The 22,197-nt window shown below is 64.0% G+C and carries 15 protein-coding genes and 1 pseudogene; 11 read left to right on the top strand and 5 right to left on the bottom strand.

All coding sequences use genetic code 11. The annotated features are described in order from the left end of the window. Positions 1 to 76 precede the first annotated feature (76 nt). The 4 genes from ACEE23_RS07820 (at position 77) to ACEE23_RS07805 (ending at position 7,214) form a co-directional block, all read left to right on the top strand. Positions 77 to 808, top strand: coding sequence for a TIGR03089 family protein (locus tag ACEE23_RS07820; RefSeq protein ID WP_368520160.1), 732 nt, complete (start codon positions 77 to 79; stop codon positions 806 to 808). Between the two features lie 275 nt (positions 809 to 1,083). Continuing rightward, the gene (locus ACEE23_RS07815; protein ID WP_368521662.1) at positions 1,084 to 2,907 is read left to right on the top strand and encodes an amino acid transporter; all 1,824 of its coding nucleotides are present in this window, start codon (positions 1,084 to 1,086) and stop codon (positions 2,905 to 2,907) included. A 649-nt stretch (positions 2,908 to 3,556) separates the two neighbouring features. Next, positions 3,557 to 4,939, top strand: coding sequence for a hypothetical protein (locus ACEE23_RS07810; RefSeq protein ID WP_448872406.1), 1,383 nt, complete (start codon positions 3,557 to 3,559; stop codon positions 4,937 to 4,939). Between the two features lie 193 nt (positions 4,940 to 5,132). Further along, positions 5,133 to 7,214, top strand: a complete 2,082-nt coding sequence (locus ACEE23_RS07805; protein ID WP_368521655.1) for a fructose-specific PTS transporter subunit EIIC — start codon at positions 5,133 to 5,135, stop codon at positions 7,212 to 7,214. Positions 7,215 to 7,322: 108 nt separating this feature from the next. Here the strand turns inward: ACEE23_RS07805 and ACEE23_RS07800 are convergent, their stop codons facing one another. Further along, on the bottom strand, positions 7,323 to 7,628 hold the full coding sequence (locus ACEE23_RS07800) for a DUF2316 family protein (RefSeq protein WP_368520157.1): 306 nt from the start codon (positions 7,626 to 7,628) through the stop codon (positions 7,323 to 7,325). Positions 7,629 to 7,728: 100 nt separating this feature from the next. Between ACEE23_RS07800 and ACEE23_RS07795 the strand changes: the two are divergent. From ACEE23_RS07795 to ACEE23_RS07785, 3 genes and pseudogenes are all read left to right on the top strand, one after another. Continuing rightward, a pseudogene (locus ACEE23_RS07795) lies at positions 7,729 to 12,760 on the top strand (DEAD/DEAH box helicase). Positions 12,761 to 12,992: 232 nt separating this feature from the next. Then, positions 12,993 to 14,129: a class II histone deacetylase gene (locus ACEE23_RS07790; protein WP_448872404.1), complete on the top strand. Its 1,137-nt coding sequence runs from the start codon at positions 12,993 to 12,995 to the stop codon at positions 14,127 to 14,129. A gap of 213 nt (positions 14,130 to 14,342) precedes the next feature. Beyond that, positions 14,343 to 15,905, top strand: a complete 1,563-nt coding sequence (locus ACEE23_RS07785) for an alkaline phosphatase (RefSeq protein ID WP_448872402.1) — start codon at positions 14,343 to 14,345, stop codon at positions 15,903 to 15,905. An 84-nt stretch (positions 15,906 to 15,989) separates the two neighbouring features. Here ACEE23_RS07785 and ACEE23_RS07780 read toward each other — a convergent pair whose 3' ends face one another. Then, on the bottom strand, positions 15,990 to 17,225 hold the full coding sequence (locus ACEE23_RS07780; RefSeq protein WP_448872400.1) for an NAD(P)/FAD-dependent oxidoreductase: 1,236 nt from the start codon (positions 17,223 to 17,225) through the stop codon (positions 15,990 to 15,992). Between the two features lie 132 nt (positions 17,226 to 17,357). Between ACEE23_RS07780 and ACEE23_RS07775 the strand changes: the two genes are divergently transcribed. Beyond that, on the top strand, positions 17,358 to 17,798 hold the full coding sequence (locus ACEE23_RS07775) for an Lrp/AsnC family transcriptional regulator (protein WP_368520153.1): 441 nt from the start codon (positions 17,358 to 17,360) through the stop codon (positions 17,796 to 17,798). On the opposite strand, the gene ACEE23_RS07770 is transcribed toward ACEE23_RS07775, so the two are convergent. From ACEE23_RS07770 to ACEE23_RS07760, 3 genes are read right to left on the bottom strand one after another with little or no spacing between them, the layout of a single operon-like run. After that, positions 17,795 to 18,484, bottom strand: coding sequence for a hypothetical protein (locus tag ACEE23_RS07770; protein WP_368520152.1), 690 nt, complete (start codon positions 18,482 to 18,484; stop codon positions 17,795 to 17,797). The two genes, ACEE23_RS07775 and ACEE23_RS07770, sit on opposite strands and share 4 nt — an antisense overlap. Before the next feature lie 12 nt (positions 18,485 to 18,496). Next, positions 18,497 to 19,990, bottom strand: a complete 1,494-nt coding sequence (locus ACEE23_RS07765; protein WP_448872397.1) for a molybdopterin-dependent oxidoreductase — start codon at positions 19,988 to 19,990, stop codon at positions 18,497 to 18,499. Between the two features lie 2 nt (positions 19,991 to 19,992). Further along, positions 19,993 to 20,481, bottom strand: a complete 489-nt coding sequence (locus ACEE23_RS07760) for a hypothetical protein (protein ID WP_368520150.1) — start codon at positions 20,479 to 20,481, stop codon at positions 19,993 to 19,995. Positions 20,482 to 20,888: 407 nt separating this feature from the next. Between ACEE23_RS07760 and ACEE23_RS07755 the strand changes: the two genes are divergently transcribed. The 3 genes from ACEE23_RS07755 (at position 20,889) to ACEE23_RS07745 (ending at position 22,190) form a co-directional block, all read left to right on the top strand. Further along, the gene (locus tag ACEE23_RS07755) at positions 20,889 to 21,161 is read left to right on the top strand and encodes a CBU_0592 family membrane protein (protein WP_368520149.1); all 273 of its coding nucleotides are present in this window, start codon (positions 20,889 to 20,891) and stop codon (positions 21,159 to 21,161) included. Between the two features lie 27 nt (positions 21,162 to 21,188). Continuing rightward, on the top strand, positions 21,189 to 21,479 hold the full coding sequence (locus tag ACEE23_RS07750; RefSeq protein ID WP_070768715.1) for a CBU_0592 family membrane protein: 291 nt from the start codon (positions 21,189 to 21,191) through the stop codon (positions 21,477 to 21,479). Between the two features lie 147 nt (positions 21,480 to 21,626). Then, complete coding sequence (locus ACEE23_RS07745; RefSeq protein ID WP_368520148.1) at positions 21,627 to 22,190, top strand: TetR/AcrR family transcriptional regulator; 564 nt, start codon at positions 21,627 to 21,629, stop codon at positions 22,188 to 22,190. The last annotated feature ends 7 nt before the right edge of the window (positions 22,191 to 22,197 follow it).

Here is a 22,197-nt window from a genome sequence, read left to right as displayed (position 1 = left end):
AGCCGCACAGCCACACCGCCGTCTGCCACCGCCCCCCAGCGCCGTGGCAGGCGGCTTTTGCCTACCATGGGGTGCCATGGATTTCGTCAAAGCTTTGCTGGACCAGGATCCGGCCGCCCCGCGCATTACCGTCTACACGGAGGCCACCGGCGCCCGCCTCGACTTTTCCGCCCAGACCCTGCAGAACTGGGTGGCGAAGATCGCCAACATGCTCGCCGAGGAGCTCGACCTGGAGCCCGGCGACACCATCGCCGTGAACCTGCCGGTCAGCTGGCAGGCCGCCGTCATCTGCCTCGGCGCCCTGGCCCGCGACGTCCGCGTGCAGCTATCCACCCACGCCAGCACCGGCACCACCGACGCCAGCGCCGGCGCCGACACAACCGGCCCCAGCACCCCGCAGGTGGTCTTCACCAGCCCGGAGCGCTTCGAGGACTTCCCGGGCCGCGACGTCGTCCTAGTCACCGAGGACCCCTTCGGCCGCGGCGTGGTCGAGTCCGGCGGCGCGCTGCCGCTGGGCGCCATCGACTTCGGCCCCACCGTGCGCTTCTACGGCGATCAGTACTTCGAGCCGACCACTCCCCTGCCCGAGCTCGTGCCCACGAACGCGGCCGCGAACAACCCTGACAGCCACGGCGGCCACGGCGGACCCCGCGTGCTGAGCACCGGATGGCACGATTGGGACAGCTTCCGCGCGAATGTCTTGGAACCGCTGGCGTTGGGTGGGTCCGCGGTAGTGGTCTCGGGCCTAGCAGATGCCGCCCGTTTAGAGGAAATCCGGGCCAACGAAAAGGCCACTGAGCTGCACTAACAAAAAGTTTGTGCTTTGGGCGTGCATTTTTTGCCGACCTACGTTAGTATCGTAATTGCGAGGCAGCGTGGCGCCGGAACATCACCCCCCGAGCGTTCCGGCCGCCCCACCTCGCACCCGTTGCCCCTCTGCCTATCACCCCCCGAGCAAGCGGAGGGGCAACTTCATGTCTTTAGCCCCTTCGCGGCGGGCACGCGCTGTCGAGCCAATGATATATGTCACCGTCGCGGGACTTTTATTCTCCGGCGCGCGGCGTATATTCCTTTGTCGTGGCAATGCATCTTCCCCGCCCGCACAAGCCAGTGCGGAGGGACAATTTTTCCTCGGACCCCATTCTTGAACGCACCTACCCGTGGTGGCAGGTGATGTGCCTGTCCGGGGTGGACTATTTCTCCACACTGGGATACCAGCCCGGCATCGCGGTGCTGGCCGCCGGCGCACTGGCCCCGGCCGCGACCCTCATCCTCGTTGCCGTCACCCTGGCCGGGGCAGTGCCGGTCTACCGGCGCGTGGCGGCGCGCTCGCCGCACGGCCTGGGCTCCATCGCGATGATGGAGGCCCTCACCCACGGCTGGTGGGGCAAGTTGCTCGTGCTGGTGCTGCTGGGCTTTGCCGCCACGGATTTCATGGTCACCATCACGCTGTCGGCCTCCGATGCCTCCGCGCACCTCCTCGGCGCCACCGACGGCCCGCACCAGCTGGCCGTGACCATCGCCCTGGTGTGCGCCCTGGCCGTGGTCTTCCTGGTCGGCTTCCGCGAGGCCGTCGGCGTGGCCGTGGCCCTGGTCGTCACCTACCTCGCGCTGACCCTGGTGGTCATTGGCGCCGGCTTCTGGCAGCTAGCCACCCACCCGGTCCTCCTGGGCGAATGGGCCACTACCCTTAACGCCCAGCACCCGCACCCGGTGGGCATGGCCGTGCTTAGCCTGATTGTCTTCCCGAAGCTCGCCTTGGGACTGTCCGGCTTTGAGACCGGCGTGTCCGTCATGCCACTTATCCGCTCGCAGTCCCTGCCGCAGCGCATCAAGCGCGCCCGCCGGCTAGTGACCACCAGCGCGGTGATTATGAGCCTGTACCTGCTGGCGACCTCCCTGCTGGTGACCACGCTTATCCCCACCGACCAGTTCGGCGCGGGCGGCAGCGCCGACGGGCGGGCGCTGGCCTGGCTGGCCGAGCACTACCTCGGGGCTTCCTTCGGGCAGTTCTATGGCTACGTCACCACGGCCATTCTGTGGTTCGCCGGTGCGTCGGCGATGTCGGGCATGCTCGCTTTGATCCCGAAGTACCTGCCGCGGTTCGGCATGGCCCCGGAGTGGGCCAAGCGCTCTCGGCCGATGGTGCTGCTGCTCAGCGTTATCGCCGTCGGCATTACCTGCCTCTTCGACGCGGACGTGGACAAGCAGTCCGGGGCCTATGCCACCGGCGTGCTGGTGGTGATTTTCTCCGGGGCCGTGGCGGTTACCTGCACTGCGCGCGCCAAGGCCTGGTTCGCCGCCATCGCGGTGGTTCTGGGGCTGACCCTTGCCGCCAACCTCGTGGAGCGCCCCGACGGCCTGCGCGTGGCCGGCTTTTTCATCGTGGCCATTGTCTTGAGCTCGCTGGCCTCCCGCGCCGCGCGCTCCTACGAGCTGCGCGACAACGGCATCTGTTGGGACGCAGCCGCCCGGGCGTTGCTCGAGGTCCCCGGACCTAGCGTCCAGCTGATGCCGGCGGCCCCCTGCCCCGACCTGAGCACTAAGAAGCGGCGCGTCTGCCGCGCCCACCACCTGGCCGGCACTGCGGAGCTGGTGGCGCTGGAGATTTCCGTTCGCGATCCCAGCGCCTTCACCGAACCCTACACCGTGCGCGGCGTGGACGGCGCCCTGGTGGTCGAGGCAGCCTCGGTCTCCAACGCGGTGGCCGTTATCGCCCTGGACATCCAACGCCTCACCGGCAAGCCGGTGGAGGTCTACTTCGAGTGGGCCGACGACGGCCCGCTCAAGGCCGCCCTGCGCACCGTCTTCCTGGGCCGCGGCCAGGTCGCCACCGTCACCCGGGAGATCCTGCGTCGGACAAGTCTGGACACCGGCCAGCCCAGCCCCAGCGTGCACGTGGCTTAAGCAGGCGCCACACAGGCTGCGTCAAACTCCCCCGCCCCGCCGCGCCCACCTGCACCGAGCCGCACAGGGCAGCAAAGCCGCAGCAAAGCCCCAAAACTCGCGGCAGCCTGCCACCTGCGACGGGCGAAACACCCCGAAACAGCTGTCCCAGTGCCCAGCTAGACCCAAGATTGCAAAACTTTCATCACTCGCCACCCATCTACAGAGGTCAGCCTAACCAGCGTGACATAGTTAACCTTCCGTTAACTTGACGCATTAACCAAAATGATCCACAACCCTCGACGATCTCGCAAGCTCCAGCTCAATAACGCTTTTTATCACTGTTTACCCGTTAGTAACGTCTGAGAGTTTCCTGATCAGCAAGCTTAATTTCACCCCCATATCGGTGTGCCGGCTATTTCTGGAAATTCCAATTGTATATACCTTTAAAGGTCCAGTAGATAATGATTTATCCCGCCGTAGCCAGCGAAAGTCCAGAAAAAGCTCAATAAAGGGTGAACCAGATGTCCGACCCTGAAAAACGATCATTTGTCTAGACATCTTGGCTATTGCGGTTCTTTCCAGCGGCCTTTACGTTGGATTCCATCACGCCTTGAGGAATGCGTGTCGTACTGTCAAAAACCATCCCCTACTTCAGGAGACTTTCTTTATGAATATCCGTCGTCGTTTTGCCGGCCTGACCGCTGGCATCATCGTTGCGGGTACCGCCCTGACCGCCCCGGTCGCCGGTGCCGCTACCCAGACCGAGTCCTACCCGGAGACCCCGGCGCTGAACCCGAAGCTGCCGATCATCCACACCACCCACGGCTCCGACCACATGAAGGCCAACGTGCTGAACCCGCGTCCGGTCTGCAACCCGTGGGAAGACCACCGCACCGTGGTCTACAAGGCCACCGACACCTTCATGCCGGCCGGCACCATCTCCACCACCAACCAGACCAAGAAGGACATCCCGCTCAGCCAGGACCTGTCCAAGTCCCAGTCCATCAACGTGGAGATCAACGGTGACCGCACCTCCACCACCTCCATGAACCTGGGTGGCGGCTACTCCAAGGACGGCGGCGAGTCCTCCGTCGGCATCTCCCACTCCATCGCCACCAAGATTGGCGCTTCCGCTTCCTACTCCCTGTCCTGGGACGCTGGCCAGACCATTGGCCCGTACGACGTTCCGCCGAACCACACCGGTGAGGCCACCTACGGCTTCCGCGTCCTGAACATGACCGGCACCCAGCAGTACTGCAAGCCGAACGGCACCTGGTCCACCCCGACCTTCTGGTCCGCTCTGCAGCCGGTTAAGAACGAGGTCCGCGTCAAGCTGTACGACGACCTGGCTGACTCCTTCGCTCCGAACAAGGACGCTCAGAACACCACCGACGTCAACGACCCGAAGGTTGTCGAGGAAGACAAGGACCCGAAGGCTGACGCCGAGGTCATCGCCGAGAACGAGAAGCCGGTTAAGGAAGAGGTTGCTTCCGAGGCTGAGGGCGAGAAGGAAGAGGCTGCTGACAAGAAGAAGCAGGAAGAGGTCGACAAGGGCGAGGCCACCGAGGAAGACTCCGAGCTGGACCTGAAGCCGTTCATCAAGACCTCCGACGCTAAGCACGCTGGCTTCGCCGGCACCGTCGCCATCGGCGCTGAGAACGTTGGTTCCAAGCGCTACTACGGCGAGTTCCCGGCCGTTCAGTTCCGCGTCGATGTCAAGACCGACAAGGGCCCGGAGGGCGTTGACCGCCTGATCACCCCGCGCTCCACCAACGGTGCTCACATCCGCGACCTGGGCTTCAACGAGAAGACCTCCACCCGCTCCTTCGAGGTCAACCTGTCCAACCCGATCAACAAGGGTGACAAGCAGGAGCTGGCGTTCCTGGACTTCGGCGACGGCAACACCAAGGAAGGCCGCCTGAAGAACTACATCACCGTTACCCAGACCTCCCGCCTGGACGGTGACAACTCCAAGGGCAACGACCAGAACGTTGACTCCCGCAAGGTTGGCACCAACGACTTCGACAAGAAGCACAGCGGTCTGTACTAAAGACCACTAAGTTCCTTAGGGACAGAGGAACTACATGGGACTAACTGCTCATCGCCCGCGGCGATGATGCACTAAACTCCCTTGGTTGCGCACTGAGAAAGTGATTCCTTCTCGCGCAACCAAGGGAGTTTTCTTTTTGTTTTTCTTCCCAATTGTCTTGGCCCGGCCCGGCTGGGGCCATAAAATTGGTTCCATGTCCGATAACACTAAGAACCCGCCGCGCATCCTGGCGATCACCGCCTGCCCCACGGGCATTGCGCACACGTATATGGCGGCCGAAAACCTCACCGCGGCCGCGCAAGAATTGGGTTTCGATCTTCAGGTCGAAACGCACGGTTCCATCGGCGTCGAGGGTACGTTCACCCCCGCTGATATTGAGGCTGCCGATGCCATCCTCATCGGCGCCGATACCGTCATCAACAAGGAGCGCTTCGTGGGCAAGCGCCTACTGGCCACCGGCGTCGACGACGCGATCAAGCGCCCGAAGGAGCTGCTGCGCCAGTCCCTGGAGGCCAACACCTTCACCGACCGCCAGCTGCAGAAGCAGCAGGCCGACCAGGACGCAGGCGCCGAGTCCTCATCCTCCGGCATCGCGGGCGTGGGCCAGACGATGTACAAGGCCCTGATGAACGGTGTCAGCCACATGATCCCGTTCGTGGTCACGGGCGGTCTGCTGCTGGCCGTGGCCCTGTCCATCGGCGGCACACCCACCCCGGAGGGCCTGGCCATCCCGGAGGACTCCTTCTGGTTCACCATCTCTGAGCTGGGTACCCTGGCGTTTTCGCTGATGGTGCCGGTGCTGTCCGGCTATATCGCCGTCGGCATCGCGGACCGGCCCGGGCTGGCGCCCGGCCTGATTACGGGCTTTATCGCCACCACCGGCTCCCTCTACGGCTCGGAGGCCGGCGCCGGCTTCCTGGGCGGCATTGTCACCGGTATCTTGTCCGGCTACGTGGCCCTGGGGATTAGGAAGATCCCGGTCCACAAGTTCATCGCGCCCATCTGGCCCATCATCGTCATCCCGATCCTGACCACCCTCATCGTGGGCCTGGCCTTCATCTGGCTCATCGGCGCCCCGATTGCCAGCGTCTTCGCCGCGCTGACCGAATACCTCGCCGGCATGCAGGGCGCCTCGGTGCTGGTGCTGGGCGCCATCATCGGCGCCATGATGGCCTTCGATATGGGCGGGCCCTTCAACAAGACCGCCTTCCTCTTCGGCGGCGGCATGATTGCCTCCGGCAACGCGCTGCCCATGGGCATGGCCGCGGCCGCCATCGCCGTCCCTCCGCTGGCCGTGGGCCTGTCCACGCTCATCCGCCGCGCCTGGTTCACCAAGGCCGAGCGCGACTCCGGCATCGCCGCCCTCTTTATGGGCTTCTTCGGCATCACTGAGGGCGCCATCCCGCTGGCCGCGGCCCGCCCGCTGCAGGTCATCCCGGCCAACGTCGTCGGCGGCGCCATCGCCGGCGCCCTGGCCGGTGCCTTCGGCGCGGCCGACCACGTCATGCACGGCGGCCCCATCGTCGCCCTGCTGGGCGCCGTGGACAACGTCGTCGGCTTCTTCATCGCCATGGCTGCCGGCGTGGCCGCCACGACCATCCTCATCCTGGTCCTGGTGGGGCTGACGCAGAAGAAGAACCCCGCCACCACTGAAGAACAGAACACCGACGCCGACGCCGCCACCGACGCCACCAGCGCCCAGCCCGGCACTGAGACCACCGGCACCGAGACCACCGGGACCGACACCACCGGTGCCGCGGTCCCGGCCGGCGCCGCGGGTGCCACCACGGCCGCCACGAGCGCTACGGCGACTGCCACCACCCCCAGCACGCTCATCGACCCCTCGGTCGTGCTGCTGGAACCGGAGGCCGTCTCCAGCCGCGACGACGTCATCCGTGAGCTCGTCGCCGCCGCGGCCGCAAGCGGGCGCATCACCGACGCCGAGGCCGTCATCGACGCTGCCCTCGCCCGGGAGGCCAAGCACTCGACCTCCGTGGGCAACGCCGTGGCCATCCCGCACGCCCGCGTGGCCGGCGTGGCCGCCCCGACGCTGGCCTTTGCCCGCCTGAACGAGCCCGGCATCCCCTGGGCCGCGGACGAGGGCCCCTCCCGCCTGGTCTTCCTCATCGCCGTGCCCGACGATGCCGGCAAGCAGCACCTCAAGCTGCTCTCCAAGCTGGCCCGCAGCCTGATGAAGCAGGACTTCCGCGACAAGCTCTACGCCGCCGCCGACCGCCGCGCCGTCGTCGCCCTCGTCGAAGAGGCCGTGGCCTAAAACCCGCACTACCCTGCCGGGTACAGAAAACAGCGGCCGAGGACCGGATCCAGAATCCGACCCTCGGCCGCTTTTGTCATTCCTGCGCTACCACCAGCGCGCGCCCGCCTAGTAGCGCAGGTGCTCCGGGCGCTGGTAGCCGAACCACTTGCCGGCGGCGTCCCGCATGGAATCCGCCATCTTCGAGAACGGATAGGGCTCCGCGCCCGCGTCCACGACGGCCTTGACCACCGCGTCGCGCACCAGCCAGACATCCGCCGGGTCGCAGGCCGCAGTCACGTTCAACGCCGCCGCAAAGCGCCCATCCGGCAAACCGGTCAGGGCCTGCAGCGCCGGCTCATCGATGCCCGCCCGCCGCAGGTTCTCCGCAATCTCCGCCGCAGCGGCCTGGCGTTCTTTGTTATTCAGACTCATGGGAGAAAGAGTACTCCGGTTTAGAGGACTCCATTCCCTATCGAGCCGAGTCTCGAGTGTTTGCCCGACATGGTCGGCATACTTCGGCATACTGTTAGATATGTCGTCGTTTGCTGATTCCGTCAAAGCCCTGCGTGATCTCCCCTCGGACGCCAAAGCGGGCCTCGCCTTCGAAAAGCTCATGGTCAACTACTTCACCGTCGACCCCGTTCTATCGAAGACCTACAAAAACGTCGCCCGCTTCAACGACTCCCCCCTTCTTTAACGGCAAACCCGAAACAGGCATCGACCTGGTAGCCCAACGCGTCGATGACGACTCCTGGGCCGCGATCCAGTGCAAGTTCTACAGACCAACCACCACCCTGGCCAAAGGCAACCTCGACTCGTTCTTCGAGGCCTCGGGGCATACCTTCGACATCGACGGGGAGACGGTCGAATTCAAGCAGCGCATCATCATCGCTACCACCGACAAGTGGAGTAAGAACGCCGAGGAGATGCTCAACGACCAGTCCATTCCTGTCTCGCGTATCGGTTTGTCAGACATCGCCGAATCCGAGATCAACTGGGACATCGCTTTCCCCGGCTCCGAGGTCACCATCAACCTCACCCGCCGACAGACCTTTGAGCCCCGACCTCACCAGATCGAAGCCATCGATGAATGCATGGCCGGCTTTGCCACCCGCGACCGCGGCCAGCTGATCATGGCCTGCGGCACCGGAAAGACGTTCACCTCTCTGCGCCTAGCCGAGAAATTCGCGCGCGAAAACGGCGGACGCGCACGCGTGCTCTTCTTGGTTCCCTCGATCAGTCTTTTGTCCCAGTCCCTGCGCGGCTGGCACTCCCAGGCAGAGTTAGACCTTCGCACTTTCGCGGTCTGTTCCGATAAGAAGGTCTCCCGCGACGCCGAAGACATCGCCACCTATGACCTCGAAGTCCCCGTGACCACCGACGGCAAAGTACTCGCCGAGGAACTCTCCCACCGAAAGCGCGCGGCAGGTCTGACGGTAGTCTTCTCCACCTACCAGTCCCTTCCCTCCGTCCACGACGCTCAAGCTGCCGGTGCCGATGACTTCGACCTGGTCATCTGCGATGAGGCCCACCGCACCACCGGGGTGACCTTGGACGGTGTGGACGCGTCGAACTTCGTTCGAATCCACGACGCCGATTACATCAAAGCCCAGAAGCGGCTGTACATGACCGCCACCCCGAAGCTCTTCGACGATACGGTCAAGGGCAAGGCCGAAGAATACTCCGCCGAAATTGCCTCGATGGACGACGAGGCCGTCTTCGGCCCCGAATTCCACCGCCTCGGCTTCGGTGAAGCAGTCGAGCGCGGGCTTCTAACCGACTACAAGGTCGTGGTCATGACCGTCGACGAGAAACTCGCCGCCGACGCGATGGCCAAGGTAACCATGGCTGAGGGATCCGAGATCACTCTCAACCTGGCAAGCGCCATGATCGGCACGTGGAACGCGCTAGCCAAGCGCTCCGGTGACGAGCAGGACACCCGCTCCGGATTCTCCTCGAACGAGACCCCTATGCGGCGCACGGTCGCCTTCGCCAAGGACATCAAGACCTCCACTCGCATCGCCGAAATCTTTCCCCGGATTGTCGGCGCCTACACCGAGACGATGCGCTCGAAGGCAGTCGCCAATCCGCATGTCAGCCTGCACAACATTGACCTGACTGTCTCGTCGCGCCATGTCGACGGATCGATGAACGCGCTGAAGCGTAACAACCTTCTGACCTGGCTGAAAGCACCTACCGGCGAAGAAGAATCGAAGCTTCTGTCCAATGCACGCTGCTTGGCCGAAGGCGTCGACGTGCCGGCGCTGGATGCGATCGTATTCTTCAACCCGCGCAACTCCATGGTCGATGTCGTTCAGTCCGTCGGCCGTGTCATGCGTAAGTCCGAGGGCAAGGACTACGGCTACATCATCCTGCCTGTCGCCGTGCCGGCGGGCGCTTCCCCGTCGCAGGTACTCGACCACAACCAGCGCTTCAAAGTTGTCTGGCAGATCCTCAACGCCCTTCGTGCCCACGACGACCGGTTCAATGCAAAGGTCAACTCCATCAAACTCAACGAGGGCGACCCGGAGCTTCCCATCGTTGTCGATCCAGTCGTCGACCCTGACAAGGCCCTCGAGGAGAAAAAGCGTAAGGCCGAGGAGAAAGCCCGGCTTGCCGCGGAAGGCGACCACACCGACGACAAGTCGCCCGCGGACGAGTCGGACCTGGCTCAGCAGGTGCTGTTCTCCTTGGAGGAGTGGCAGGAGGCGATGTACACCAAGCTCGTCGACAAGGTCGGCGACCGCACCTACTGGGCGGACTGGGCCGACGACGTCGCCGACATCGCCCACGCTCAAACCGCACGCATCAACGCGCTTCTCGCCGACGCCAACCCGAAGCTGAAAAAGGAATTCGATCGCTTCGTCGAGGGGCTGCGCGGCAACCTCAACGAGTCGATCACCGCGGAAGAAGCGGTCAACATGCTCTCTCAGCACCTGATCACCGCCCCAGTGTTCAACGCGCTGTTCACCGAGGTCGAGTTCGCCGATCAGAACCCGGTTTCCAAGGTCATGCAGACTATGGTCGACGCGCTTAACGACAAGCAGCTGGACAGCGAGACCGAGAAACTCGAAGGTTTCTACGAGTCGGTGCGCAAACGCGCCGGCGAGGTGACTTCGGCCTCCGGCAAGCAGCAGGTCGTCAAGGACCTCTACCAGCGCTTCTTCCAGAAGGCGTTCAAGAAGCAGTCCGAATCACTCGGCATCGTCTACACCCCGGTCGAAATCGTCGACTACATACTTCGTGCCGCCGACGAGATCCTCAAAGCCCACTTCGGCAAGGGCCTGACCGACAAAGGCGTGCACATCCTCGACCCGTTTACCGGTACCGGCACGTTCATCGTGCGGCTAATCCAGTCCGGGTTAATCAAACCGGAGGATCTCGCGCGCAAGTACGCGACCGAGTTGCACGCCACGGAAATCATGCTGCTGGCCTACTACGTCGCTGCGGTCAACATCGAGACAACCTACAACGCCCTAGCGACCGAAGCCGCACAACGCGAGAATCGTGAGGCTCCCGCCTATGTGCCGTTCGCGGGGATCGCTCTGGCGGACACGTTCCAGATCAGCGAGGAGGATGACACGCTGGATCTTGAGGTCTTCAAGGACAACAACGAGCGTATCCAACGTCAGCAGGACGCCCCGATCCACGTGGTGGTCGGTAACCCGCCGTACTCGGTCGGGCAGAGTAACGCGAACGACCTCAACGCGAATCTGAAGTACCCGACACTCGACAGTCGAATCCGCGAAACCTATGCCAAGCTTTCCACCGGAGGCCGCAAAGCGCAGCTCTACGACTCCTATATGCGAGCATTCCGGTGGGCGACCGACCGTATCGGGGACAAGGGTGTGGTCGCCTTCGTGTCCAACGGCGGATGGATCGACGGCAACACCGCAGACGGGGTACGGCTGTCCTTCACTGAGGACTTCAACGAGGTCCACGTATTCAACCTGCGCGGAAACATGAGGAATGCGAACTGGCGCGAGGAAGGCGGCCAAATCTTCAAAGGCGGCTCCCAGACCACGGTCGCGATCACCATCGGGGTCAAGGACCCGCAGGCGACCGGCTGCAGGATCTTCTACCGGGACATCGGTGACTACCTGAGCACCGAGGAGAAGCTCGACATCGTCGACCATGCCGCCACCGCACTGGCCGACGATGCCGAATCCCACGGATGGTGGGCCATCACCCCGAACAAATACGGAGACTGGGTGTCTCAGCGCCACGAAGAGTTCGAGACGTGGCCAGTCCTCGGATCCAAGAAGCCCGCGGAAGGCACGCCGATTTTCGGTAGACACTCCCTAGGCCTTGCGACTGCACGAGACGCGTGGTGCTACGGGCCTAATAGATCGAAATTGTTAAACAATATCGATCTTTTAGCTACCGCTTACAACCAAGCCCGAAATGACTTCCACGACTGGGCGGCGTCTGCGGGGCTTCAGAAGCTTACGGAGCGAGTCGTTGACGAGTTCCTCAATGAAAATCCTCAGTACACAGATCGATCGAAGATCTCCTGGGACAGCAACCTGAAGTCTAACTGCGCGCGTAACAAGAGCATTTCAGTATCTGCTCCATCCATCCAAAAGAGTTTGTACCGCCCGTTCACTAAGCAGAACGTCTACTACGACACCCATCTGAACCAACGCATTTACCAACTCCCACGGTTGTTCCCCACCCCGTACCACAAGAACATCGGCTACTACGTCGTCAACCCTGGTTCGGCCAAGCCGTTCAGCACCATCGCCACCAATCTCCTTCCGGATCTCGCGATGTGGGGGTCGAATGCTGGCCAGTTCTTCTCGCGCTTCACCTGGCAACCCGTCGACGCGCCCGAAGGCGAACTCAACCTCGACATGAATACCACCACCGAAGCCGAGGCGAGCGTCTACGGACAGATCGGCGAGGTCGTCGACGGCTACCGACGCGTTGACAACATCACCGACGAGATCAAGACGATCTACCGGGACAGTCTCGGATCTGACGTCACCGGCGACGACATCTTCCACTTTGTCTACGCCGTGCTGCACTCCCCCGACTACCGGGAGACGTACAAGACAGACCTGAAGAAGATGCTGCCTCACATCGAGACCCCCGCCGACCGGGACTTCTTCGACGCCTACGTCTCCGCCGGCAAGGAACTTCTCGACCTCCACGTCAACTACGAGGACGTCGAGCCCTGGCCCGTCGACGTGCAACTCAAGAAGAACGCCGACCCCGACGACCCAGATACCTGGAAGGTCACCAAGCCGAAGTGGGCTAAGACCACCGACCCGGAGACCGGCAAGAAGGTCAACGACACCACCCGGATGATCTACAACCCCAAGATCACCATCGCCGATATCCCCGCCGAGGCCGAGCGCTACCAGCTCGGCTCCCGCTCGGCGCTAGCGTGGATCATCGACCGCTACCAGATTAAGAAGGACAAGGCCTCCGGCATCGTCAATGACCCGAACGACCTCGCTGCTGAAGCCGGGAACCCGCGCTACATCGTGGATCTGGTTGCCAAGGTCACTCGTGTCGCTATGGAGACGAACCGTATTGTCGACAATCTGCCTCAGCCGTAAAACAACGCAGCGCAGGCACGCTCCCTAAAGAGCACTCCTCAGTGGTCGTGACTGACTGGGGACTTACGGGTGTGGTTCTGGCACACCGCGTACACCGCGGTAAGAAGTTGCGGGTGTAACTGAGGCCTAGCCGGTTAACCCCGCCGCGCACATTATCGTTTACACCACAGTCTCCCTTCGGTAGGCTCCACATCACATTGTGGTTTCGTGGACGCGAGGAAAGGACGCTGTGATGGTGGAGGCGGCAAAGCGCCGGGTTGGGTACGTGTGGGACACGCTTTATGGCTGGGTGGATACCGGCACCGGCGGGATGGAGGCCGCGGACCCGGCGCGGGGCCTGCAGCCTATTTCCCACCACGTCGCGCACGCGGATACTAAGCGCCGCTTCCACGAGCTGGTGCAGGTCAGCGCCTTGCGCGAGCACTTGACGCCGCTGCAGGCGCGGTACGCGAGCGAGGACGAGCTTGCGCGGGTACACACCCGCGAGCACATCGCGGAGATGAAGCGGCAGTCGCAGCTGCTGCGCGGGGGCGATGCCGGCGACGACGCCAGCCCGTTCGGCCGGGGCGGGTTCGACATCGCGCGCCTGGCCGCCGGCGGGGCGATCCGCACGGTGGAGGCCGTGGTCACCGGCGAGGTGGATACGGCCTACGGGCTGGTCAACCCGCCGGGCCATCACGCCGAGCGCGCCCGCGGCATGGGCTTTTGCCTGTTCGGCAACGCCTCCGTGGCGATTGCGCACGCGCGTGAAGTGCACGGGGTTCGGCGCGTGGCGGTGGTGGACTGGGACGTCCACCACGGCAACGGCACCCAGGATATCTGGTGGGACAACCCGGAGGTGCTGACCATCTCCATCCACCAGCACAACAGCTTCCCGCCGCGCTCCGGGCACCGGGAGCACAACGGCACCGGCGCAGGTAAGGGCGCGGCGCTGAATATTCCCTTGCCGCCGGGCAGCGGCAACGCGGTCTACGACCTGGCTTTTGCGGACGTCGTGGTGCCTGCGCTCGAGCGCTTTAACCCCGAGCTCATCGTGGTGGCCAGCGGCTTCGACGCCGCCGTCATGGATCCGTTGGCGCAGATGATGGTCACCCAGCGCGGCTTCAAGGCGCTTACCCGCCGGCTTTTAGCGGCTGCCGATGCCCTCTGCGGCGGCCGGATCGCCTTCCTCCAGGAGGGCGGCTACAGCCCGTACTACCTGCCCGTCTGCGGGCTGGGGGTCATCGAGGAGCTGACCGGCCGCGAGTCCGGCTTCGGGGACCCGCACGCGGCGAACCTGGACACCAAGGGCGTGGACGATCTCTACGATCACCAGCGCGCCGAGGTCGCCCGCGCCGCAGCGCTCGTCGAGCAGGTGCCGGCCGGCTAGTGCCCGGGGCGTGTTCCCGGGAGAGTTAACGCGAAGTTTTCTTTTCTGTCATCGTCCCGAGATGTTCGGAGATTAGAGTTCCTTCACGTGCGGCTGTGATTGACCTGTCAGGACCATAACGCTGTGCTTGGCACAGCGTGGGGACGCGGGCGAGCCACCGCCTGTGCACTGTCTCATCTTGTCTCTATTCCGTCTTTGTGAAGGACTCTTCTTATGCGTTTTTCTCTGCGCGCCGGCTCCGTGGCTGTGGCTGCTTCCCTGATTGCCGCGGGCGTTGCCCCGGCCACCGCCCAGGAATCCAACGGCCCGAAGAACATCATCTACATGATCGGTGACGGCATGGGCTACGGCCACGTCGCCTACAACAACCTGTATGAAACCGGCCAGTCCAAGTACCTGGTCGACGGCGAATTCAGCGAAGCCGGCCCGCAGGAGCTGGACGGCGAGTCCGTCCAGGCCTACGAGGACTTCAACCGCCTGTCCATGTCCACCTACTCCCAGGGCGGTTCCTACGACCCGTCCCAGGCCTGGGCCACCCACGATTACGTGCAGAAGGGCATCATCACCGACTCGGCTGCGGCAGGTACCGCCATGGCCACCGGCGTGAAGGTCGAAAACGGCGTCCTGGGTATGTCCAACTACGGCATGGCCCAGAAGAACTTCCAGGAGACCGCCATGGAGCAGGGCAAGTCCGCCGGCGTGGTTTCCTCCGTACCGTTCTCCCACGCCACCCCGGCCGCCTTCGCCGCCCACAACCAGGACCGCAACGCCTACGGCGAGATCGCCAAGGAAATGATCGACTCGGATCTCTCCGTCGTCATGGGCGCGGGCCACCCGTTCTTCGACAAGGACGCCCAGCCGACGGAGACCGGTTCCTTCGGCTACATCAACGAAGCCGACTACAACCGCCTGGCCGAGGGCGAGACCGACTGGGAGTACTTCGACTCCAACGACGGCTTCGCCAGCCTGGCCGAGGGCAACGTGGAAGAGGGCAAGAAGTACTGGGGCCTGGCTCCGGTCCACTCCACCCTGCAGCAGGAGCGCTCCGGCGAGGGCACCACCCCGTACTCCGATCCGCAGAACGACGTCGTTGACCTGCCGACCATGACCACCGGCGCCCTGAACGCCCTGGGCCAGGACGAGGACGGCTTCTCCGTGATGATTGAGGGCGGCGCCATCGACTGGACCGGCCACGCCAACCAGTCCGCCCGCGAGATCGAGGAGATGCAGGACTTCAACGCCTCCGTCGACGCCGCCATCCAGTGGGTCGAGGAGAACTCCAACTGGGACGAGACCCTGCTCATCGTCACCGCTGACCACGAGACCGGCTACCTGTCCGGTGAGAACGAGCCGGACGAGGGCCGCTTCAACCAGATGGCCGGCGACGCCGAGTCCCTGCCGAGCCACCAGTGGTACTCCGACGAGCACACCAACCAGCTGGTTCCGTTCTTCTTCAAGGGCGCCGGCTCCGAGGACATCATCTCCCGCGTCAAGGGCACCGACCCGGTCCGCGGCGACTACATCGACAACACCGACGTCGCCCAGCTGGCCATGAAGAACTGGTGGTCGGATGGTTCCGGGCAGCCGGGTGATGGCAACCAGGACGACAACGCTGGTGCCTCCCAGGGCAGCTCCAACGCCGCCTCCGGCCTGGCGGGCGCGGGCATCGTGGCCGCTATCTTCGGCGCCATCTTCGCCGCCGCGCAGGCAGCCGGCATCCTGAAGATTGACTTCTCCCCCATCCAGAAGCTGCTGCGCCAGATCGGCCTGGCTTAAGCTTTAAAAAAATTCCCATCGCCTCGCTGGAGGTGATGGGAATTTTTTATGCGCTCTTGCTCGTGCGCGCGCTGCGGGCGCCGCTTAGCGCAGCGGGTCGAACGGGTCCAGGATGGGATCGATAACGCCGGTGGCGATCTGCTTGGCCAGCAGCTTGCCGGAAATCGGGCCGAGCACGACGCCCCACATACCGTGGCCGCCGCAGGTGTAGACGTTGGGCACCTGGGTCTGGCCGATAAGCGGCAGGCCGTCCGGGGTGACGGGCCGGGAGCCGACCCACTCGTCCTGGATGTCATCCCAGTCGATGCCCTTGAACATCGGGGCGGTGACCTTGATCATGGACTCGATGCGGCCGGGCTGAAAGGCCTCGTCGGGGCCACGGAACTCCATGGTGCCGGCGATCTGGAAGCGGCCGCGGGTCGGGGCCGGGGTGCAGGCCACGCGGGTCTCCGGGAGGTAAACCGAGTGCTTGGCCTCCTGCTCCGGCTTGACGGTGAAGGAATAGCCGCGGCCGGCCTGGACCATGGTGCGCACGCCCAGGGACTTGGCCAGCTTCGGCAGCCAGGCGCCGGTGGCGATGACCACCACGTCGGCGGGCTTCCACTCGCCGGTGGCCAGCTGGATGGCCGGCTTGCGGGTGGACTGGACGTCGGTAACCTCCGCACCGGTGGTAATCGTGCCGCCGCGGGCGACGAAGGACTCGGCGATGGCCTCGCAGAAGTACTGCGGCTCGATGTAGCGCTGGCCGCCCAGCTTGTAGACGGTCTGGACGCGCTCCGAGAGCATCGGGGCGTATTCCAGGGCCTGGGTGTGGTTGAGCTTGTCGAAGGGGATCTCCTGGCCGTGGCGGATGGCGCCCTCGACCTCGTCCAAGAAGCCCTTGGCCTGGTTATCGTTTTCGAAGCCGACGATGAACGGGCCCTCGTGGGTCACGGCGTCGACGCCGCCGTCGATGAGCTCGTCGTAGGCGCCCAGGGCGGCCGTGTCGATGGGCGTCAGGGCCGCCATGGTTTTGTCCCAGGAGCGCTGGTTGGCCCGGGCCATGAACTGGGCGACGAAGGCCCACAGCTTCGGGTCGATGCGGGTGGGCACACTCAGCGCCGCATCTTTGTCGAACAGCGCGGTGGGGCCGTAGCCCCACAGGCTAGAATTGGACAGCGGGATGGTCTTGCCCGGCGCCAGCCAGCCGGCGTTGCCCCAGGACGCGCCGGCGGCGACGCCGATCTTGTCCACGATTTCCACGTCGTAGCCGTGTTCCTGCAGGTACCACGCCGTCGACAGGCCGGTCATGCCGGCGCCTACCACAATAGCCTTAGTCATGTGCTCCTCCTCACATATGATTTGAATACCTATATCATCCACGGAGGATAGAGTGGGCGGGTACACATTGGCGGGATCCCCCAGAATCCGCCCGATTTTGCAAGCATCCCCCACCGCGGAGAACAAAACCCCATGCAGCTGGATCAGATTGAGGCGGCCATCTGCCGCGAATTAGCGTCCGATGCCCGCCTACCCATCTCCGAACTCGCCCACCGCATCAACGTCAGCGAGTCCACCGCCCACCGCCGGCTGAACTCGCTCATCGCGCGCGGGGTCATCACCGGCTTTTCCGCACACGTGGACCCGGCGGCCCTGGGACTGGGCACGGAGGCGCTCATCCACATCCGCCTCCACCCCGGAGCCCGCGGCGCCCTGCGAGACTTCTACCACTACCTGCTGGAGCTAGAGCCGGTGCGCCACGTCTTCTTCGTGGCCGGCAACCAGGACTTTGTGGCGCACGTGCAGCTGGCCAGCGCGGCCGGCCTGCGCGATTTCATCTCGGACGTGGTCAGCGCACGCCCCGAGGTGGCCTCCACCAACACCTCCCTGGTCTTCGACCACCGGGCGGGCTAGCCGTCCTCGCGCTTCGGCTTCGTCAGATCCTCCAGCGTGGGCAGGCCCAGCGCCTCGAGGATGCCGGCCAGGGCCGTAATATCGGCCTCCAGCTGGTCCAAGCGCGCGGCCTGGTTCTCGCTGAGCTTGCCGCACAGGGCCTTCAGCCGCGGGTAGCGGCCGGCCAGCAGGGTGCCCCAGTAGATGCGCAGGTCCAGGATCTCCTGGTTACCCGGCACCGGTTCGCCGTTGTGGAAGGCGACGATATCGCGCAGCTGCTCCTCCAACATGGACAGGTCCATGTCGGCGCCGGGCAGGCCGGCATCGTGAGCATAGGCGTTAACCCCGGTGGGCCGCGGCGGGTCCTCGGCGCGGTAGAAACGGTCCAGGGTCATGGCCTCGCGGGCCAGGACCGGGTCGTTGACAGGCAGGCGCGGGGCATCGTCCTCGCCCAGCAGCTGCCCGCGGCTTATCCGGATGAAGGTGCGCTGGTCCTCCATGCCCGGGCGGGTGCACTGCAGGCCCACGCCGAAGGACTCCAGGTCCTCGGCCTGGAACATGTAGCCCAGGTAGCGGGCGCGCGGGTTGATCTCGAAGTCGTCCGGGGTGGCGCCCGGCAGGCGGAAGTCGACCTCGTGGAGGTAGTCGCGCACGCGCTGCTGCTGCTCGGGGCTTAGGAAAATGTCTTGGTATAACGCTCGTGACATGGTGTGTCCTCCTTAGAGCATCTGCAGGCGGTCGTAGGAATCGGTGTCCTCGAAGAAGCCGCCCATCCCGTTGCCGATGATGTCGAAGCGGTTGACCACCTCGATCCGGTCCAGCCACTTCGCCGAGCGGAAACCGGTGGAGGTCTCCAGGCGCAGGCGCATGGGCGCGCCGTTCTTGATGGGGATCTCGTCGCCGTCGTAGCCAATGGCGATCAGCGACTGCGGCTGGCGGGCCTCCTCCATGGGCATGGACTCGTAGTAGTAGGAACCGTTGTAGTTATCGTCGTCGCGGGTCATGTTCTGGAAGCTGTGGACCACCACGTCGCTGGCCCCGTCCAGCGGGCCGGCCAGGTCGAGCAGCTTGTACAGCGGCACGCCGTCCCACTTGCCCACCGAGGAAAAGCCCTGCACGCAGTGGTGGACGGTGTTCTGCGAGTGCCCGTCGGCGATCTTGCGGATATCCGCCATGGTCAGACGCATGGGCTTTTCGACGAATCCGCCGATTTCCAGCACGTAGTCATCCTCGTAGTCGTTGCAGACCAGGGACATATAGGCCTCCGTTGACGGCGGCATGCCCGAGGCGCGGTGGTGCGGCGCCTTGGTGATCTCGGCATCGCTGTAGGCGTTCTGGCGCGAGGGCAGCTTGCGCAGCGCGCGCGTGAACGGGCGGACCACCACGTTGTGCAGGCGCTCGATGACCTTCGGGCGCTCCAGCGAGGTCTTCGTGGCCCAGACGTGGAAGGCGACGATGCCGACCAGGCCCAGGGTGAAGATCACGCCGCCGGCGATCGGGTTCTCCGCGTGGCCGAAGACCATCTTGGAGACCTCGTGGCCGTAGCCGTGCAGCACCACCATCGCGACGTGGACGACGATGAAGACCACGTAGGCGATAAGGCCCCAGAAGTGCAGGGTGCGGATGACCTGGCGGCCGCCCATCAGCTTGGAAATGCGCGGGAAGTGGTTGTTGATGGCCGGCGACTGGAAGGCGCCGGTGATGATCATCCACAGCGGGAGGATGAGCACCACGAAGCCGTAGGACAGCTGCTGGATGGCGTTGAAGGGGTAGCCGTCCATCGCCGGCGGGATCTGGAAGGCCAGGTAGTGGATGAGATCGTCCCAGGCCTGGGCGAAAACACCCCAGTCCTCCGGCCAGTAGCGGCGCCACTGCCCGGTGACCAGTAGCAGGCCCCAGTAGATGACCATCAGCAGCACCCAGCCCATCACGCTGATGAAGTGCCAGTAGCGGCCCTGGCCCAGGGCGCCGTAGCCCGGCAGCGAGATGATCGGGGAATAGTCGTCATACTCGCCGGAGACCGGGAAGTACTTGCGCTTGCGCTTTTGCTTAATGGAAAACTGCGCCCACTGCCCGCCCAGCGGGGTGTGCACGGAGCGGTGCAGCTTGGGGAAGGTGCCCAGGATTTCGATGCCGCTGCGGATAAACAGCGTCACGAACAAGATGTTGACGAAGTGCTCGACGCGGAGCCAGACCGGAAATTCTTCTAACATGATTAATCCTCAAATCCTTGGGTATCCGGGTATGCCACCAGCACGCCGTAGTCCAGCGCCCAGTAGATAACGCAGTAGGCCAGGCTGGCGAAGAACATGGTGTTCCAGCCGGCCGCGAGGTAGACGCCCGCGCCGTTGCCCACGAACGGCGCGTGCCCGAACAGGCCGCCGATGTAGACCAGGATGCCGGCGGCGGCCACCACGGTGCCAAAGCCCCAGATGCGCCACTTGGTCACCAGGCCCAGCACCAGGAAGATGGCGGCCAGGGCGATGACCAGGCCGAGCGCGATGTCGCTGCCGGCGAAGATATCGAAGCCGCTGGACAGCACGGCCCAGGCGCAGCCGCCGATAAGCGCCACGATCACCAGGATGGCGGCCTTGGTCAGGCGCGGCAGGTTAATGCGGATATAGCGGAAAAACGGCGCCCGCGTCTTTCCGGGTTTGACGTGGAGCTTAATGTCCTCGGTGTCCGGGTTCGGTTGCTGTGACACGGCTCGGCTCCTTTTCTGTTCAGATTGTTCTTTATCGACTTCGTCTGGCGGCGCTTCGCGTGTGCGCCGGCCGGTGACGTCGTCCGTTAGGTTAAAGTTCCGTTCGGATTGTGCGGGAGGTGTTGAGGCCTTCCCCACGGGCGCGCGGGAGGCTATGTTGGGCCTCCGTGCCCATAACCCCAAGGTAGTTTAAGCTGGGCAAACGCGCTGAATTGATCGTACGTTCAAGGGCGGGGCTATCCCATTTACCTGCGGTTTAGATCAAGCGTTCAAAACCGTATGCTCGTTCGACTTCGCATGGATTAAAAACCCAGCTTAGAGTCTATAAATGTAGCGCCCGCGGGGCGCTCCTGCGCGCGGCTAGTCGCGCTCCCATATCGCACACATTCTGAAAGGACCGTCGAACAATGTCAGCAATGGTCATCTTCGGGCTGATCGCCTCGGTCGCCCTGCTCTTCGCCTTCGCGATGCTCAACCTGGGCAAGTGGACGCCGGACGATTACCCCTACCAGATCCTGAACTTCGTCGGCGCCGGCTTCCTGACCGCCTCTGCCGCCAACCCGTTCAACGCGGGCGTGTTCTGGACCGAGCTCATCTGGTCCCTGCTGGGCCTCTACGGCATCATCAAGATCTTCTTGAACCGCCGCAAGAACAACCAGTCCCAGTCCGCCACCGCCTAGTCCGCAACGAACGAAAGGAATACCCTCATGGCACTCTCCTACGAAATTGGCATCATCGCCGGCATCTGCTTCGTCGTTGCCTTCGGCCTGCTCAACTTCAAGGTCCTGACCGCTACCTCCCCCATCTACCAGACCCTGAACTTCTTGGGCGCGATGGGCTTCGTCTACACCGCCCTGTCCCCGTTCAACCCGGGCCTGTTCATCACCGAGGCTGTCTGGGCGATTGTCGCCCTGTTCGGCCTGTGGAAGATTTTCACCTCCTCCAGCAAGCGCAAGGCTGCCGAGGCCGTGCCGGATACCCGCCGCAACGAGGCCTAAGACTAAGCGCCTAAATTTAACGCCACCACCCCCGACCCCTGCTTGCCGGTCCGGGGTGGGCAACTATACTTTCCCTAGCACACGGATTACTGCCGCGGCCGCCTGTTTTATTGTTGGCCGCGTTTCGGCTGCGTTGAGGAGCGATGGTTGCCCAAGAATAACCCCCAGTACGGCCCCCGACTGCGCATTATCGATGCCACCCTAGACTCCATCGTGCACAACGGAGTGGTCGGCACCACCATGCGCGTCGTCGCCGACAAGGCGGACGTGTCCTTGGGGTCCATCTCCTATTATTTCAACGACAAGGACGGCCTGCTGGCGGCGGCCTTTTCCGTCTTCGCGGAGCGATCCGTGGCGGATTTCGGCTCCTTTTTCACCGGCATCGACAGCCTTGCCGATGCCCGCGCCGCCCTGTCCCAGATGCTCATCGCGTCCGCGGCCTCCCGCAAGACGCTGATCCTGGGCACCGAGCTCTACACCCTGTCCCTGCGGCGCCCCCTGCACCGCATGAACCTGTTGGAGTGGACGCAGGGCTGCCGCAACGTGATGGGCCAGTACTTCGACGCCCACACCACCTACCTGCTCGACGCCTTCTACGAGGGCCTGCTGCTCCACCGCAGCATGTCGCTCGGCGAGTTCACCGAGGACCGCATCAACCTGGCGATCACCCGGCTGACCCCGCCCGAAAGCTATATCGGGCCGGGCGCCTAGGGTGCTG

The sequence above is a fragment of the Corynebacterium sp. 32222D000AT genome (assembly GCF_053546955.1).
This window is presented reverse-complemented; position numbering and strand designations above follow the sequence as displayed.

What these genes read in the sequence shown, in the direction of transcription:
- ACEE23_RS07800 (WP_368520157.1), bottom strand. Translation starts at nt 7,628, where the DNA reads ATGAGTCTGAATAACAAAGAACGCCAGGCCGCTGCGGCGGAGATTGCG.
- ACEE23_RS07750 (WP_070768715.1), top strand. Translation starts at nt 21,189, where the DNA reads ATGGCACTCTCCTACGAAATTGGCATCATCGCCGGCATCTGCTTCGTC.
- ACEE23_RS07790 (WP_448872404.1), top strand. Translation starts at nt 12,993, where the DNA reads ATGGTGGAGGCGGCAAAGCGCCGGGTTGGGTACGTGTGGGACACGCTT.
- ACEE23_RS07780 (WP_448872400.1), bottom strand. Translation starts at nt 17,225, where the DNA reads ATGACTAAGGCTATTGTGGTAGGCGCCGGCATGACCGGCCTGTCGACG.
- ACEE23_RS07810 (WP_448872406.1), top strand. Translation starts at nt 3,557, where the DNA reads ATGAATATCCGTCGTCGTTTTGCCGGCCTGACCGCTGGCATCATCGTT.
- ACEE23_RS07765 (WP_448872397.1), bottom strand. Translation starts at nt 19,990, where the DNA reads ATGTTAGAAGAATTTCCGGTCTGGCTCCGCGTCGAGCACTTCGTCAAC.
- ACEE23_RS07770 (WP_368520152.1), bottom strand. Translation starts at nt 18,484, where the DNA reads ATGTCACGAGCGTTATACCAAGACATTTTCCTAAGCCCCGAGCAGCAG.
- ACEE23_RS07775 (WP_368520153.1), top strand. Translation starts at nt 17,358, where the DNA reads ATGCAGCTGGATCAGATTGAGGCGGCCATCTGCCGCGAATTAGCGTCC.
- ACEE23_RS07755 (WP_368520149.1), top strand. Translation starts at nt 20,889, where the DNA reads ATGTCAGCAATGGTCATCTTCGGGCTGATCGCCTCGGTCGCCCTGCTC.
- ACEE23_RS07815 (WP_368521662.1), top strand. Translation starts at nt 1,084, where the DNA reads ATGCATCTTCCCCGCCCGCACAAGCCAGTGCGGAGGGACAATTTTTCC.
- ACEE23_RS07820 (WP_368520160.1), top strand. Translation starts at nt 77, where the DNA reads ATGGATTTCGTCAAAGCTTTGCTGGACCAGGATCCGGCCGCCCCGCGC.
- ACEE23_RS07785 (WP_448872402.1), top strand. Translation starts at nt 14,343, where the DNA reads ATGCGTTTTTCTCTGCGCGCCGGCTCCGTGGCTGTGGCTGCTTCCCTG.
- ACEE23_RS07805 (WP_368521655.1), top strand. Translation starts at nt 5,133, where the DNA reads ATGTCCGATAACACTAAGAACCCGCCGCGCATCCTGGCGATCACCGCC.